Annotated in this window: 17 protein-coding genes; 11 read left to right on the top strand and 6 right to left on the bottom strand. The window is 65.1% G+C overall.

Annotated elements, in window-relative coordinates; genetic code table 11:
* The first annotated feature begins 3 nt into the window (after positions 1 to 3).
* Both C477_RS13150 and C477_RS13155 read left to right on the top strand, forming a co-directional pair.
* Positions 4 to 615 carry an HD domain-containing protein gene (locus C477_RS13150; protein ID WP_083870285.1) on the top strand — a complete coding sequence of 204 codons (612 nt, stop codon included), beginning with the start codon at positions 4 to 6 and terminating at the stop codon, positions 613 to 615.
* Positions 616 to 1300: 685 nt separating this feature from the next.
* On the top strand, positions 1301 to 1894 hold the full coding sequence (locus tag C477_RS13155) for a GNAT family N-acetyltransferase (protein WP_008894989.1): 594 nt from the start codon (positions 1301 to 1303) through the stop codon (positions 1892 to 1894).
* Between the two features lie 468 nt (positions 1895 to 2362).
* Here the strand turns inward: C477_RS13155 and C477_RS25035 are convergent, their stop codons facing one another.
* Positions 2363 to 2536 carry a hypothetical protein gene (locus tag C477_RS25035; protein WP_449404400.1) on the bottom strand — a complete coding sequence of 58 codons (174 nt, stop codon included), beginning with the start codon at positions 2534 to 2536 and terminating at the stop codon, positions 2363 to 2365.
* 212 nt (positions 2537 to 2748) lie between these two features.
* Here C477_RS25035 and C477_RS13160 point away from each other — a divergent pair, with 212 nt between their 5' ends.
* The 5 genes from C477_RS13160 (at position 2749) to C477_RS13180 (ending at position 6698) form a co-directional block, all read left to right on the top strand.
* A complete protein-coding gene (locus tag C477_RS13160) occupies positions 2749 to 3735 on the top strand; it encodes a beta-ribofuranosylaminobenzene 5'-phosphate synthase family protein (RefSeq protein ID WP_008894990.1) in 987 nt (328 codons plus the stop codon).
* A gap of 266 nt (positions 3736 to 4001) precedes the next feature.
* The gene (locus C477_RS13165; RefSeq protein ID WP_008894991.1) at positions 4002 to 4838 is read left to right on the top strand and encodes an RAD55 family ATPase; all 837 of its coding nucleotides are present in this window, start codon (positions 4002 to 4004) and stop codon (positions 4836 to 4838) included.
* Between the two features lie 80 nt (positions 4839 to 4918).
* Complete coding sequence (locus C477_RS13170) at positions 4919 to 5836, top strand: hypothetical protein (RefSeq protein WP_008894992.1); 918 nt, start codon at positions 4919 to 4921, stop codon at positions 5834 to 5836.
* On the top strand, positions 5833 to 6312 hold the full coding sequence (locus C477_RS13175; RefSeq protein WP_008894993.1) for a hypothetical protein: 480 nt from the start codon (positions 5833 to 5835) through the stop codon (positions 6310 to 6312). Before C477_RS13170 ends, C477_RS13175 begins: the two co-directional genes overlap by 4 nt.
* Positions 6313 to 6368: 56 nt before the next feature.
* Positions 6369 to 6698: a transcription factor S gene (locus C477_RS13180; protein WP_008894994.1), complete on the top strand. Its 330-nt coding sequence runs from the start codon at positions 6369 to 6371 to the stop codon at positions 6696 to 6698.
* Here C477_RS13180 and C477_RS13185 read toward each other — a convergent pair.
* Positions 6689 to 7102 carry a DUF5518 domain-containing protein gene (locus tag C477_RS13185; protein WP_008894995.1) on the bottom strand — a complete coding sequence of 138 codons (414 nt, stop codon included), beginning with the start codon at positions 7100 to 7102 and terminating at the stop codon, positions 6689 to 6691. The genes C477_RS13180 and C477_RS13185 overlap by 10 nt on opposite strands.
* A 240-nt stretch (positions 7103 to 7342) precedes the next feature.
* Here C477_RS13185 and C477_RS13190 point away from each other — a divergent pair, with 240 nt between their 5' ends.
* Entirely contained in the window at positions 7343 to 8095 is a 753-nt protein-coding gene (locus tag C477_RS13190) for a cupredoxin domain-containing protein (RefSeq protein ID WP_008894996.1), read from the top strand.
* 92 nt (positions 8096 to 8187) lie between these two features.
* Here C477_RS13190 and C477_RS13195 read toward each other — a convergent pair whose 3' ends face one another.
* Entirely contained in the window at positions 8188 to 9525 is a 1338-nt protein-coding gene (locus C477_RS13195) for a 4Fe-4S ferredoxin N-terminal domain-containing protein (protein WP_008894997.1), read from the bottom strand.
* 269 nt (positions 9526 to 9794) lie between these two features.
* Between C477_RS13195 and C477_RS13200 the strand changes: the two genes are divergently transcribed.
* The 3 genes from C477_RS13200 to C477_RS13210 all read left to right on the top strand — a co-directional run bounded on the left by C477_RS13200 (position 9795) and on the right by C477_RS13210 (position 13070).
* Positions 9795 to 10220: a high-potential iron-sulfur protein gene (locus C477_RS13200; protein WP_049914528.1), complete on the top strand. Its 426-nt coding sequence runs from the start codon at positions 9795 to 9797 to the stop codon at positions 10218 to 10220.
* A gap of 91 nt (positions 10221 to 10311) precedes the next feature.
* Positions 10312 to 11655 (top strand): DNA polymerase Y family protein, encoded by a 1344-nt coding sequence (locus C477_RS13205; RefSeq protein ID WP_008894999.1) that lies wholly within the window; start codon positions 10312 to 10314, stop codon positions 11653 to 11655.
* A 143-nt stretch (positions 11656 to 11798) separates the two neighbouring features.
* Positions 11799 to 13070 carry a J domain-containing protein gene (locus tag C477_RS13210; protein ID WP_008895000.1) on the top strand — a complete coding sequence of 424 codons (1272 nt, stop codon included), beginning with the start codon at positions 11799 to 11801 and terminating at the stop codon, positions 13068 to 13070.
* A gap of 106 nt (positions 13071 to 13176) precedes the next feature.
* On the opposite strand, the gene C477_RS13215 is transcribed toward C477_RS13210, so the two are convergent.
* The 3 genes from C477_RS13215 to C477_RS13225 form a co-directional block, all read right to left on the bottom strand.
* Positions 13177 to 13377, bottom strand: coding sequence for a DUF7534 family protein (locus C477_RS13215; protein WP_008895001.1), 201 nt, complete (start codon positions 13375 to 13377; stop codon positions 13177 to 13179).
* 100 nt (positions 13378 to 13477) lie between these two features.
* Complete coding sequence (locus tag C477_RS13220) at positions 13478 to 14110, bottom strand: uracil-DNA glycosylase family protein (protein WP_008895002.1); 633 nt, start codon at positions 14108 to 14110, stop codon at positions 13478 to 13480.
* Between the two features lie 103 nt (positions 14111 to 14213).
* Positions 14214 to 15530, bottom strand: a complete 1317-nt coding sequence (locus C477_RS13225) for a TIGR00341 family protein (protein ID WP_008895003.1) — start codon at positions 15528 to 15530, stop codon at positions 14214 to 14216.
* Between the last annotated feature and the right edge of the window lie 47 nt (positions 15531 to 15577).

Below are 15577 nucleotides of genomic sequence, written 5' to 3' on the forward strand. Positions count from 1 at the left end.
TCGATAATGGCTGATGAGCTCTCTTTCCTGCTCGAATGGTTCGAGCTGAAAGATGAACTCCGTACAGGATGGGTTCTCCGGAATATCGATTCACCGGAGTCCGTCGCGGCACACACATGGGGAACGGCGATACTTTGTCTGCTGTACGCCGAGCGAGAAGATGTTGATCGCCAGAAGGCAATGACGATGGCATTGGTCCACGACCTCGGCGAAGCTCGCACAGGTGACATCGCCACCCGTGCGGAAGATGGTCGTCAGACCGTTACCACCTCTGAGAAGGAAGCAGCCGAACGGAGCGCAGTAACCGATCTCGTTGCGCCCTTCGATAACAGTGACCTGCTGTTGCTGTGGGAGGAGTACGAAGCCCGTGACACACCGACTGCACAATTTGTCAAGGACATGGACCTGGTTGACAACTGTCTTCAGGCGCTCAAATACGAACGCCAGAACCGGTACGACGATACCAAAACGAACGACCACTTCTCCGAGTTCGAGAATCTAGACGAGTTTTTCGCTACGGCCGCACCACGCTTCCACACGGAGCTCGGGGAGGAGTTATTCAAGCAAATCAAAACGGAATACGAGCGAGAAATCGGAAGACCCTGTCAACTCTGAATGTCTCTCCACCCTAATGGCCAATCAGGTCGGTGTACGCTCTGAACGTAACGATAGCCTCGCTCTGCCGATCAGCGAAAGCTAACCAGCTTACATCGGGCTGCATACTTATCGAAAATCGCGTAGGCGTAGATACACTCCACTGAAAAGGAAAATTGTTGCCACCAGCAATAGACCACCGCTCAGCACGTCTCTAAGGACTCCGGAAACTCCGGGATTTTCAACAATGCCAAAGGTGCCTTGAAACACTACCGACTGAATTACCAAAGCTAGTCCTCCAATCGATATCAACAGTCGTGAATTCTCCACCTTCCGATCGGTACTCATACCTCTAAAATAGAGGGTGAGATGGTAAAATTTTGTAGTGTCACTCCGTTCGGTTAGCCCCCATACTTGTCGTGGGTCTCTTGTATGGTTAAAGAGAGAAATTCCGTTACGCTCTCCTGTGACTCCAGTTCTGCAGTACCTCGCGGGTCGAACTCGACAGACGCTTCTAAGTCAGGATCGACGGTATCGTACCTTTTCGAATTCGTCGACCCTCGCTTCGATCAGATCAGAGTCCTCGAGTCTACGCAATTTGTTAAGTATGAGTGCCTATTGATTGGATCATTCAATCAGGATAGTCTGCAACAAAACGGGGCCGCTATATACCGGAATTATTGCTTCCGACAGCGGATGATACAGTATGTTCCCTGAGCGCATCGAGACAGACCGACTCACCTTCGAACGAATTTCGCACGACGCTGTCGATGTATTCGCTCTTCACGAACTCTACTCCGATGGAGACGAGACGGAGAGAATGTTCGAGTATTGGGATTCGTCGCCCCATGAGACGGTGAAAGAGACATATGATTACGTAGACGAAGCTGAGGAATTATGGGACGATGTCGAGGGTGCGAAATACGTGATTCGACCGGATGAGGGGGAAGACGGGGCAGGCGTCATCGCTGGAACGACAGGACTGTATCCACATTGGGAAAAACGGTCCGCCAATCTTGGTATCCTTCTTGACGAGCAATTTTGGGGGCGCGGATATTCCGCTGAGCGAGCTGATGCCTTCCTCTCCGTGGCATTTGACCGTCTTGATCTTGAACTCGTCGTTGCCGCCCATATCGACGGGAACAAGAAGTCACGACGGGCAATCAACAAGTACGTCGAACGGTACGATGGCCAATACGAGGGACTTCTGCGGAATTGGCTTCCGCTGGACGATACTGTTGCGGACGTGCATAGATATACGATTTCACGAGAGGAATACTTCGAGGCGACCGAACGTTAGGTAGCACACCTGTATATAACACTCGCCGCGGTCAACATAATCGGTACGCGGGCCATTCTATGACACCCTCTTGTTTTCTTTTCCCAGTGACAGAGTAACTTCACCAGCCGTTGGTTTTATTCACAAAGGAAGCTCCGAATTATGGGTGTTGGGGACTCGTGTATGATACACCCTGTGAATGGATTATTCGAAGATGAAGTGTGAGTTCTTCTCTATGAGGGGCCACGAATTCACAGATCGGGCAGGTGTACTCTTGTTGATTGGGCATCCTTACTTCGGATGCTTCTGAACTCAGTAGTAGTCCAGAATTCGTGGTTTCACCGGAATACTGGGACATCATTCTCATACTTGGAGCTTAGTAATATGTCTGCTTCTAGGAGGATTGTGTATTGGTCTATATCAGTACTGAACGGTATAGCCCATAGATCGTGTCATACGAATTGAACGGTCGATAGAAGGAAAGTTTGGCTAGCAGTAGTAGACCCAGAAGGAATGTTCGTTCGAACACTCGATTTCCGTGTGCTCGCCGAACGCGGCGACATACGGGCTAACTTTCAGCTCCACGTCCTGTTCTGGGACTGGAACGCTACTGTTCTCCCCGCATTTCGGACACGCGACTTCCCGAGTTTCTTGGATTTGCATCAGCACTGATCGTGGACTCTACGTCACGAGTGGTAATGAATGACACCCGTCTTTATTTGATAGACTCACGGGCACTATATTCCCTGTACTGAGCGCCACATTCACCAGAGACATTGAAGAATTAATCAGTTTACTGTCTGTCAATACCGTCTGCGACGACAGTCGTTGCCAGCGTCGAAACCCCCTTCCCGGGGGCCTTCCTACGGCCGGGCATGACGACCGCGACGGTCAGCGCGGGAGCACGACTCCACGTCGGCTTCCAGAACCTCTCGCTCGCTCGCAGACGACTCTACGGCGGGATCGGCGTCGGACTCGAGGAGCCCCGCGTGACGGTCACCGCCGAACCCGCGTCCGGCGTCGAGAGCGACGATCCGCTGGGCCGGGAATACGCCGCCCGCGCCGTCGAGGCTCTCGACGTTCCGGGGATCGCGGTCACGATCGAGGAGCGGCTTCCCCGCCACGTCGGCCTCGGAAGCGGGACCCAGCTGGCCCTCTCGGTCCTCACCGCGACGGCGCGGGCCCACGGCCTCGAGCCTCGAGTCCGGCCCCTCGCGCCGGCGATGGGCCGGGGCGGGCGCAGCGGCGTCGGCGTCGCGACCTTCGAGGACGGCGGCTTCGTCGTCGACGCCGGCCATCCGACCAACCGCTTTACCACCGAGCCGCCGGCGGAAGGTGACTGGACGGTGCCCCCGGTCGTCGCCCGCCACGACCTCCCCGAGGATTGGCGCTTCCTCGTCGCGGTTCCCGACGCCGACCCCGGCCGCAGCGGCGACGACGAGGACGCGAGCATGCGCGCCGTCGTCGAGCGCGCCGACCCCGCCGTCGCGGACGAGATCGCCGGCGTCGTCACCCGCAAACTGCTGCCCGCCGCCGCGGAAGGGCGCCTCGAGGCCTTCGGCGAGGCGGTCGCCGAGATCGGCCGCAAGAACGGCGCCTGGTACGCCGACGCGCAGGGCGGCGTCTTCCGCCCGCCCGCCGGGACGCTCGTGGAGGCCCTCGAGGACTGCCCGGTGCTGTCGGGCATCGGCCAGTCGTCGTGGGGCCCCGTCGTCTACGGCGTGACCGACCGAAGCCATGCTGCCGAGGCCGAGTCGGCGGCCCGCGATTCCCTTGCGGACAACGGGCTCGAGGGACGCGTTATTCTATCGAAGCCGGCAGCGGAAGGCGCTCGAGTGCTGTCCGATGGCGAGCGATCGTAGCCGCGACCCGCGCGAGCGAGTATGCAGCGGCGCGCGATGTCGATCGTATCCGAGCAGTGGCGAGGATCGATCGACGATATCGCGCGAGGGATGAGCGAACACAGTGAGCGAATCGGGTGGGGAGGACGTGGCAATTCCCCTTGCCAGCGTCAGTAGCGTAGCCGTCGTGATCGACCGTGTAATCCGGTCCAAACCGTGATCGACGCCTCTTAGAAGTCGCTCGGATCGCCATAATACGTAAACGGGCACGCTTCGACTGGCGCGATATGAAACGACTTCCTCTCGGAATCTCGAGGCTCGACCGGATGATCGGCGGGGGCGCACCCGCCGGCAGCGTCGTGTTGCTCGCGGGCGAAGCCGGGGCCGGAGCGCGGGAGTTCGCCTACACGAGCGCGGTGTTGAACGGCCTCGCGGATTCGGCGCCCGGCGAGTTCGATCGCTACTATGGCGACCTCGAGTCGGGGACCGAACTCCCCGGCGCGGTCCACTACATCTCGTTTACGGACGAACGGGCGGCGATCGTCGACGAGATGGGACTGGTGATGGACGCCGACCTCGTCGACGCGGGGATGGACGCCGTCTCCGTCGTCGAACTCGCGGAGCCGTACTTCCAGCTGACGCCGGTGCCGACGGACTGGTACGCCGAGCGCGCGACCGACATCACCGAACTCGGCAACCGGACCGATCGCAGCGACGTCCTCGAGGCGCTTGGCGAGTACCTGACCGAGCACGCGGCGGGGAGCCTCGTCGTCGTCGACTCCGTGACCGACCTCGTCGCGACGGCCGACGACCGGCTGGCCTGGGCCGATCTGACCGTCCTGTTGAAGGGGCTCAAACGCGCCGCCCACCGCTGGGGCGGCGTCATCCTGCTGCTGGTCAACGCGGAGGCCCTCGAACCGACGGAGCTGGGGCGCCTGAAGGAGGCCACCGACGGGACCCTGCTGTTCGAGTGGGAGAGCGGCGGCTCCGAGCGCGCGCGAACCCTCGTCGTCGAACAGTTCCGCGGGGTCCTCTCGCGACTCGAGGACGAGGACATCGTCCGGTTCGAGACGGCGATCAACGACAGCGGATTCGACATCAGTAACGTTCGAAAAATCCGCTAACAGGCCCTCTACCGCGCGTATCGAACGGTGAGTCCGAACCAACCCTTAAGCCCGCTTCGACCGAACCGTAGATCGAACAAATGTCGAGCGAAGACGACGGCGGTATCTCGTTCGCCCCGCCCGGCGAGGTCGACGACTGGCTCGCCCGAGAGGCCAGCCGGCGCGGCGAGAGCCGCGACGACGTCTGCCGTCGTCTGGTTACGGCGGCCCACGCCGTCGCGACCGACGACGACATCGAGCCGAGCGATCTCGACGACCTCACTGCCGTCCAGGCCCGGATCGACGCCCAGCGCGACGAGTTTATGGAATTACTCGAGGACGTCCGGAGTCGCGTCGTCCAGGTCAAACGCGAGACCGACGCCAAGGCGCCCGCCGACCACGACCACGCCAACTACGTCGGCGAGGACGAGTTCGCAGCCGTCCGGGAGGAACTCGAGACCCTCGAGGCGACCGTCGACGACGGCTTCGAGAACTTCGAGACCGTCCTCGAGTCCCTCGTCGACGAGACGGCGGCGCTCGACGATCGGACGACCGCGCTGGCCGACGCCGTGCTGGACCTCCGCGACCGCCGAGACGCCGTCGCCGAACGGGAGCGCCGCCGGGCGGCGGCCGATCGGCTCAAACGCGCGGCCAACCGGCTCGGAATTCGCACCGCCGTCTGCGACGCCTGCGACGCCGCGGTCGACCTCGCGCTGTTGACCGAGCCGGCCTGTCCCCACTGCTCGACGGTGATCACGGACGTCGCCGAGAAGACCTCGTTCTTCGGTTCCCACACGCTCGTGACCGGCGAGCCGCCGGCGCTCGATGGACGGGTCGACGACGCGCCGTCGTCACCGGCGTCGGCGGAACCGACCTTCGACGCGCTCGAGGCGGACCCGGCGGACCGCGACCGAACCGAACGGGACGGTGCGGACCGCGAAGCCGAGGGAAACGAACGGGCTGACGACTCGAGCGCGTCGTCGACCCTCGACTTCGATTCGGAGGAGACGATCCGATGACCGAGGATGCGCCGTCGGACGGGGCGCTCGAGTCCGACCGGTCGATCGAACTCGAGCCGGACGCCGCGGACGGTTCGACCCCGTCGGAAGCCGACGGTATCGACCGAACCGGCCCCCTTAGCGATCTAGCTGCGGCGGTCGACGAGCGACGGGACGCGGCCGGAGACGACGACGCCGAGATCGACTTCGACGAACTGTTCGACCGCGAGGACGCCACGGCTCTCGACCGCGACCGACTCTGGGAGCGCCTCGAGAACGACGACGCGCCGGGGGCGCCCCCTCGCGACGAGGAGCGAACGATCCGCGAGATCGAGACGGACGGCTACTGCCACCGGTGCGAACACTTCGCGTCGCCGCCGACCGTCGCGTGTACCCGCGAGGGAACCGACATCCTCGAGATGCCCGTGCTGGGTCGGTTCCGGGTCGCCGACTGTCCGGTCGTCTTGGAGGACAAAGCGCTCGAGGGCCGCGAGTAATCGCCCGCGGGCCCGCGAGAGATGCACTTTTCCTGCTCGATCCGCTACACCCGGTTATGCAGTTCTGCGACGATTGCGGCTCGATGATGAAAGCTCAGGGCGATCGCATGGTCTGTACGAACGACGACTGCGGCGCCGCGAGCGAACGCGACCGCGAGCAGGAGGACGCGTTCGTCACGACCGAGTCCCAGACCGACGACGACGTGATCGAGTCCGACGAGAACGCCAACTTCGAGGGGAAGCCGAAGGCGACGGACGTGATCTGCGACGAGTGTGAGAATCAGGAGGCGTGGTACACCCTCAAACAGACCGCCTCGGCCGACGAACCGCCGACGCGCTTTTTCAAGTGTACCGAGTGCGGCCACCGCTGGCGCGGCTACAACTGAGTCCGCGATCGGTTGGATTCGCTCTCGAGGACGGTCCCGATCACCGCGCCGACGATACTCAGGACGAGGGTGTACGCCGCGATTCCAAGCAGGAAGAGGACGATCACGGCCCCGAAGCCGCCGGGTCCCAGAATCCCGAGAAACCAGAGCGCGACCAGTCCGAACAGCAGTTTCGGGACGAGCATGACGAGCCCCGCAAGCGCGCCGACCCGCAGTCCCTCGTCGGTCCCGCCGCCCTCGAGGTAGCCGGCGACCGCTCCGCCGAGAACGGTCGAGCCCGGGAGGAACGACAGCACGATCCCGACGCCGCCGCCGAACATGGCGTTGACGATCCGGTTCGAATCCGAGCTCGCGTCCGAGTCCGTCCCGTAGGAGTCGATCGGCGGCGGCGTGTCGGAGTCCATACCGCGCGATACTGTTGCCGAGGCAAAAAGTGTTCGCCGACGATACGACCGCGCGGGATCGAGCTCGGACCCGCGGTCGCGCCGCTCGACGACTCCGTCGGACCGCCCGCCGGTGCGGATTTCGCCCCGCGAATCGACGCGGGAGTAATCTCCAACTGGAGATGACGGTTTCTCCACAAGAACCGTTTATCAGCGCAATGTCACCTCATAACTAATCCGGAATGGGGGCAGGTGGCCGCCATGGATCGCAGACAGATCCTCAAGGCGGCCGGCGTAACGTCGACGATTCCCCTCGCGTCCGGGCTCGGCGCGGCGCGCAGTGGCGAGCACAAGCGGGGCAACGGTCGAGATCGCGGACAGGCGCGACGGGAGTGTGCCCAATCGCAGTGTATTCACCCGGTGCTCGGCTACTCGGGTCTCGAGGGCGAGGAACGGGTGCCGTCGCCGCTCCAGCCCGAGTACGAGGTCGATCTGATCACGCGACCGCCGGAGGAGGGAGGGGGACGGCCGCTACCGGAGTTCTTCTTCCAACCGACCGGCCTCGCCGTCGAGCCCGGCGACGTGGTCCGCTTCAACCTGGAGACGCCCGACCACACCGTCACCGCGTATCATCCGCAGCTCGGCCGGCAACGCCGCGTTCCCGAAGGGGTCCCGGCGTTCTCGTCACCGGTCCTGGGCACGGGGACGTTCTGGCTCTACCGCTTCGATAAGCCTGGCGTCTACGACGTCCTGTGTGCGCCCCACGAGATCTTCGGGATGGTCGCGCGGATCGTCGTCGGCGACCCGCCGGCCGAACCGGCGTTCGGTCCGTCGGGACCGGTCGAGATGAACGGCGAGGAAGTCGAGCTTCGACCGCCGGCGCTCACCGCGGGACTGGTGTACGAGGATCCGCTATTGGAGCCGTCGACGATCGTGCAGCGAGGGAGCGTCAGTTGGGACGAGCTCGCAGCGGAGAGCAAAGAGGTATTGGTCGAGTTCCCCGAAGAAGAGTAGTCGACTCGAGGCGCGATACCGGGCCGGTATCGCGCCGTCCCGCCACGGCTCGTCCCGTCTATTTCACCGCTCGAGCGCGCTTCGAGCGCCGGTCAGTCGGGCAGCTCGAGTCCGACGGTCCCCTGGTCGAGGACGTCCTTTCGGTTGTCCACGTGGCCGACCTCGTCGTAGTCGATCGGCCCGTCGACCTGGTGGGCATCGGCGCTCGGCTCGTCCCCGATATAGACGATGTTCGGTTCGGTCCCGATATCCTCGAGGAGCCGGAACGTCGACTCGGCGGTGCCGGCCTCGGCTCGAACGAGCGTTCGCGCCTCTTGTTCGGTCAGTCCGTCGTCGCCGTCCCCGGCCGGATCGGTCTCGCCGGTGAGGACGGCGATCGCTTCCTGCAACTCGTCCTCGGACGGGTTCCGCGCTCGCACGCGAGCCAGTTCGGGATCCTCGAGGTACCGTCGCGTGTCGCTTTCAGGGTCGTTCATGTCGCCGAACTGGATCGCCTCGGGCGGACAGGCGTCCTCGCAGGCGGTCCGACCGACGAACTCCTCGCCCTTGGTGCCGTCTTGGCGGGTCGCACAGAACGTACACTTCTCCATGACGCCCCGCGGCGCGCGGCTCCCGACCGGGCGCCCGCGGGCGTCGTAGACGTGATCGTCCTCGAGTTCGTCCGCCGAGACGCCCGGATCGTCCCACTGGAAGTAGTTGACGCCGTAGGGACAGGCGACCTGACAGTACCGACAACCGATGCAGACGTCGTAGTCGGTCAGTACGAGGCCGTCGCTGTCCCGCGTGTGCCGAGCGGTCGTCGGACAGACCTTCTCGCAGGGCGCGTCCGTGCAGTGTTGGCAGGGTCGAATGAGCCGGTTGTGGCCGTCGGACGCGCTGTCCTCGTAGTCGAGGACGTACATCCAGTTGGCCCCCCGCTCCCAGTTGTGTTCCTCGGCGCAGGCGACGACGCAGGAGAGACAGCCGTCGCACTGCTCGAGATCGAGCACCATCCCCCACTGCGTCCCCTCGTCGTCACCCTCGGGTGCCTCCGCCTCGGTCGCCGACGGCGCCGGATCGTCGTCCGCCGTCGCGGCCCACGCACTGAGTCCGACGGCTCCCGCCCCGGCGCCGACCTTGCGCATCACGCTGCGACGCGATTCCTCGTCGACGCCGAACGGCGAATCCGTCCCCGCGTCGCGCCCGTCGTCCGGCCGCTCAAGCGGTCGGTCGTCCTCGCCGAACTCCGCGACCACGGCCTCGTGGTACCGGTCGTAGAACTCGGCTTCCGAGAGCTTTCCCGCCGTGACTCGCCGGGCGTCCCGCGCCATCTCGAGCCCGAGCTCCGCGTCGTGGTCGGCGTCCTCGAGCATCCGTTCGAGTTCCGTCCGTCGGTCACCCTCGGGCCATCGGCTCGGCCCGTCGTCGGTTGCGTTCTCGTTGTCACCCATCGTAGCCACCCACCGTTGTGTGGTTCCTGATCGCGTTTCGTGCTAGCTAACACCACGAATACGGCTTGGGATGGAATAACGGACGCCCTTGTACTCGCCGGGGCGTCGAGACGGGGCGACGATTTGTTCGGGGAGGGGACGGTATCGCACGGGTTTCGGGTCCGTCTCGAGCGCGGTGTCGGACTCGAAGGGTCGGAACCGCCCGGCGCGACGGAATGTCCGAATCGCCGTACACCGAACTTTTGACGTGGTAACACATAGCAAATAGTATGGCAGACGGGGAATCAGGGGAGTCGCGGCGCCGGGTGCTTCGGGCCACGGGATGTGGATCGGCGATCGTGCTCGCCGGGTGCGTGTCCGTGGGCGAAGACACCAGTCAGGCGGGCGGCGAACCGGCGCGCGACCGACCGGCCGACTGGTGTTTCGACCGGTTGGACGATACCGTCCCGGACGTGGAGGCGAACGCGGTGAGTATCGACGGGGTCGAGCGGAAGCCGGAGGGCGAGTTAGCATCGAAGGAGGAAGCCAGCTACCAGTGCGGGCCCGCGGACGGGGACCACTGTGGCACCTGTACGTACTACATCGACGACCGTGACGGCGACGCAGTCGGGGCGTGTACCGAAGTTGCAGGCGAGGTCCGGTCGGCGGACTGGTGTGCGCTCTGGGCGCCGCGGGAGGAGCTCCAGGACGAGTAACCGCGATCGGCGCCCGCGTGTCGCCGACCGGACGACGGACGAGCGCGGACACAACGTTCACAACGATTCGCGCGAACCCCCCAGTAGACGAATGTCCGAGGGGCCGCGGCTGCCGGGCGTCGAGGCGGACGAGGACGAGGAGGACCGCATCGTCTGTCACGTCGACGCCGACTGCTTCTACGCCTCCTGCGAGCGACTGCGCGAGCCCGAACTGCAGGGCGAACCCGTCGTCGTCGGCATGGGCTACGAACCCGGCGAGACCGTCGGCGCCGTCGCCACCGCCAGCTACGAGGCCCGCGAGTTCGGCGTCGAGAGCGCCCAGGCCATCTCGACGGCCCTCGAGAACCTGCCCAGACGCGCCGCCTTGGATCCGGACGCCGCGGACCACGACCCCGATCTCACCCGCGAGGAGACCGGCTTCTACCGCCCCGTCGACATGGACTACTACGAGTCGGTCGCGAGCGAGGTCCGCGAGATCCTCCACGACTGCGCCGACGTCGTCCGGGAGGTGAGCATCGACGAGGCCTATCTCGACGTGACCGAGCGCACCGCCTGGGAGGTCGCCGACGGCTTCGCTCGCCACGTCAAGGACCGTATCCGCCGGGAGGTCGGCGTCACCGTCAGCGTCGGCGCCGCGCCGACGATGAGCGCGGCCAAGATCGCCAGCGACTTCGACAAGCCCGACGGCCTCACGGTCGTCCGCCCCGGAGAGGTGCGGGAATTCCTGGCCCCGCTCGAGGTCGACCTGCTCCACGGCGTCGGCCCCGTCACGGCCCGCGAGTTACGGGCGATGGGCCTCGAAACCGCGGCCGACGTCGCCGCCGCCGATCCGGAGCCGCTGGTCGAGGCCTTCGGCGAGCGCGGTCGGGAGCTGTACGACCGCGCCCGCGGCGACGACGACCGTCGGGTCGAGCCGAAGGGCGAACCCAAGAGCTTCTCGCGCGAATCGGCCTTCGCCGACCCCGTCTCGGAACCCGAGCCGAAGTACGAGCAGATCGAGACGCTCGCGTCGGCGGTCGCCGACCGCGCCCGGCGCGAGGGGGCGCTGTACCGTACCGTCGGCGTCAAAGCCGTCCTGCCGCCGTACGACGTCAACACGCGTGCGAAATCCCTCTCCGGGCCAGTCGACGACCCCGACCTCGTCGAACGCATCGCTCGCGACCTCTTCGCCGAGTTCGAAACCGACCCCGTCCGCAAGGTCGGCGTCCGGGTCGCCAACCTCGAGTTCGCGGCCGCCGATCAGGCCAGCCTCGACGGCTGGGAGCGACGCGCCGACGAGCAGCGCACCGACGGCGGCGGGGCGACCGACGACGACTCGAGCGACGGCGCTGAATCGACGCCCGACTCGAACGACGGCGACGAACCGGCGTCGCCGGACGCCTCTCGAGACCTCGAAGACGGGCAGTCCTCGCTGACTGATTTCGCGAATCGGTGAACGTCTCCAGTCCAGACAGGTCACCGCAGCCGAAATAATCAATTAGGTGGAGCGACGAGAGATACCATCCTGCACCGAACGACACGATAATTATATGCCGAGCCGACAACTCACACCAGATAACACGATCCCGTGACTCTCACATGACTGAGGATTTCTACGACCTTCTCGACGTTCCTGACGACGCCTCCCAGGACGAGATCAAGACCGCCTACCGCGAGCAGGTGCGCGTCTACCACCCCGACCACAACGACGACGACCGGGCTCGAGCGCAGTTCACGGCGGTCAAGAAAGCCTACGACATCCTCGGGGATCCGGTCGAGCGCCAAGCCTACGACCGCCTCGGTCACAAGGACTACGTCGCGAAACGAACCAGCGGCCTCCCCTCGGCGGACGTCTGGCGGTCGAGCGACTCGGACGACGAGGCGTCGGACGTCGAGGAGGAACCGCAGCGAGCGACGGCGACCGCGGGTGCGGGCGCGTCGGCGGCCGGAACGAGCGGGTCGACGACGAACTCGCGCTCGAGCGCCGGCTCGAGTTCGGGCACCGCCTCGAGCGCGTCGACCGCGAGCGCGGGCGCGACGTCGAGTTCGAGCACCGCGGGAACGAGCGGGACGACCGGAACCGGTTCGACCGGGACGAGATCGGCGGGCCGAACGACGACGGGAACGACGGAGTCCACGGGAACGTCCGCATCGAACGCCGACGCGAGCGCGGAGTCCGAACCCGGCGGGGTCGGCGACAACGCCGTCGTCCGCTGGTGGCGCCGCCAGAACTTCTCGTTGCCGTTGATCTGGCTGTCGGTCTTCGTCTACCTCTCCGGGCTCGGCCACTTCGCGTCCGCCAACCGGTCGGCCCTCGAGGCCCTGCGAGCCGAACTGGCCGCCGCCGGCACCGATCCCGACGCCCTCGCGACGACGCTCTCGAGCGGGCGCTACGGGATCGACTCGAGCGTCGCGTATCTGACGGCGTTCGAACTCGTCGCACCGCCGCTCGCGGAGCCGCTGTGGTACGCCGCGCTGGCCGGCGCGGTCGGCCTGACGCTCTTGGCGCTGCTCGGCGTGCGCGCCTATCGAGACGGCGACACCTGGGGGCCGGTATCGATCGACGAGACGATCGTGGTCGCGCTCGCGGTCACCGCGACGACCGTCCCCGTCGGCGGGCCGCTGCTGGCCGGCGCGGTGCTCATGCCGATACTGTTCGCCGTGATCGTCCGCCACACCCGGCGCGGTCCCGGCTGGAAACCGTCGTACCTGTACGTCGTTCCCGTGCTCGCCCCGCTGGTCGGCGTCGGGCTCGCGGCCGCGGACGCAGCGACGCTAGGGAGCGATCTCGTGGCGCTCGTCGTCCTGCCGATCGTCGGCGGCCTGGGGCTGCCGCTGCGGGCGACGATCCGGAAGCACTTCGGCTGGTGACTCGAGCGGTCGATCCGTTCGCTCGAGTACCGACGTGCGAACCGTTCCGTTCCTCGGTCGGTATCCACCGAATCCGCTCTTGTTCGAGCCTGCGAACGGGCTCCGGTCACCGATCCGTTCGGAGAGCGTCGAACCCGTCGCCGTACGTGAGGAGATACGAGATCGCTGGTGCGAGTAGCAACAGCGGAACGGCGTACAGAAGCATCGTGAACGGGTCCGGCGGCGAAAGCAATCCTGCGATCAGGACCGCGAACAGACACAGTGACAGCGTCGTCTGGAGAAATCGAACGAGAACGAGCGCTCCCATACGCCCACTGGTGTAACTGGAATGATATTTGTTACGATCCGCGCTCGCGCAGTCCGGATCGGACGTCTCTCAGAATCCGCGACCGATGAACGAACCGTCCTCAGCCGACCAGCGTCGCGACGCCTTTCGTCTGGCGATAATCGCGTCCCAGGATCGCCTCGAGTCGCGCGACGATCGCTTCGTCGTCGGTGTCTTCCCACTCGGTCGGCTCTCGAACCGGGACGATCAGGAAGCCCCTGCCGCGGATCTCGGTGGCGTGGAGGGCGGCCATATCGAGGTCGAGTCGGTGCCGTTGCGTGGTGTATTCCCGGAGGACGTGATCGGTCACCCGCTCACCGACCGGTAGCAGGATGTGGGCGTTGATCGCCCGGAGTTCGGCGTCGAAGAACCGCTCGAGGTCGGCGTAGGATTCGTCGCTCGGCGTCTCTCCGGGCGGCAGACAGCACATGTGGATGTAGCTGCAATAGAGGTTCTCGAGGTCGGGGCGGTCGAACGGGCCGCCGGCGAAGTCGACCGCGCGAGCGACCTCCTGAATCCCGACGCCGGACTCGGTTTCGGTGAACGGCACGCCGGTCGACCGCCCGCCGTGGACGCCGGGGTGGTCGCCGATCAGGTGGAAGTCGGCGTTGGCGTCGCCGTAGCCGAAGACGGCGGTCCGCTCGTCGGGCCCGGTCCGATCGAACGGCGGTCGTAGTCCGAACGGGTTGCTCGTCCGCTCTGTGACGTTCTTCACGCCTATCGAAAGCTCATCGAGCGGCTTAACCGCCCCGGTTACTCGCAGGCGATGCCGCAGGCTCGATCTCGAGAGCGTCCCTCGCGGCGCGAGCGCATCGAATCTATCCCCGCGGAATGTAGTAGACGACCACCTCGGCGCGGTGGGCGTCGACGAGCGGCCCGGTCGGCAGGTGAAACGCCGACTCGGCGCGGACGCTCCCTCGGGATTCGATTTCGTCGCTGATCCGTGGCGGCTCGGTGCCGACCGGATAGCCGACCCGAACGACGACGCGTTCCGGCTGGCGGAGCGGGACCGGATCGGTGTACTCGACCGTGACGTCGATGAGCGTGAGTTCGGCGTATTCGGGCGAATCGAGCACGGCCGCCACGTCCTCGTTGACGTTCCCCTCGTAGACCCCGGTTCGGTAGGTGTCGTAGGTCACGGCGCCGAGAAATCCCGAAAGGACGACGATCGTAACTGCGAGTGCGACGGCGCGTTTTCTCGTGGCGACGCGGGCTTCGTCCTGTTGGAACCAGCTGTCCGGCCGATACCCCTTGTACCGGAGCACAGCGAGACTGGTGATGTTGATCGTGAAGATGTTGACGAGGACGAGGACGCCTGCAGCAAGCGCGACCTCCGGAAGCCCCCACGCGAGACCGATGCCGACGACACCCAGTGGCGGAACGAGCGCTGCAGCGATCATGACGCCGACGAGGGCGGCTGACGTGCCGGCGGTGAGCGTCCACGCCCCCGCGACGCCGGCGCCGGCCGCGATGACGAGCGAGAGCATATCGGGGGTGAGACGCCCCTGAATCTCCGAGATTTCGAAGACGTCGAGCATCGGCGAGACGAGTCCGGTCGTCCGAGCGACGAACGCGAAGGCGGCGGCAGTGACGACGCCGACGCCGAGTCCGAGCACCTGAAGCTTGATCCCGCGCCGGAACAGCGCGCGGTCGTTGATGACCGTGCCGACGCTCGCGCCGAGCGCGGGACCGATCAGCGGTGCGATCACCATCGATCCGACGACGACCGACGGCGAATCGAGTAGCAGACCGGCGGTCGCGACGAGCACGCTCATAATCGTCATGACGAGGTACGTGCTGAACCGAGGGGTGAGGTCCTTCGCTTGGGACTGCAGCTCCTCGCGAGAGATCCGGGCGGTGTCCTGGGCGTATCGCTGTTCGAGTTCGTCGTACCGTTCGGAGACGACGGTTTCCGCCTCGACGATCACGGTGTAGGAATCCTCGTCGAGTCCCGCGTCCCGCAGTTCGTCGAGGACGGATTCGACCGCGGGCGCGGGTAACGGGAACGTGATGACGACCGAGGGGTCGTCGCGGCTCTGCTCCTCGACGAGAGTGAAATCGAGACCTTCGTTCTCGAGCGTCTCTTCGACGGTTTCGCGCTGTTGCTTCGGAATAAGTACTTCCACGAGCCGCATGGGGTCACGTCCATCATACCGTGGATAAACGTTCGTCCTCCGACCGG

Source organism: Haloterrigena salina JCM 13891 (assembly GCF_000337495.1).
Taxonomy (GTDB): domain Archaea; phylum Halobacteriota; class Halobacteria; order Halobacteriales; family Natrialbaceae; genus Haloterrigena; species Haloterrigena salina.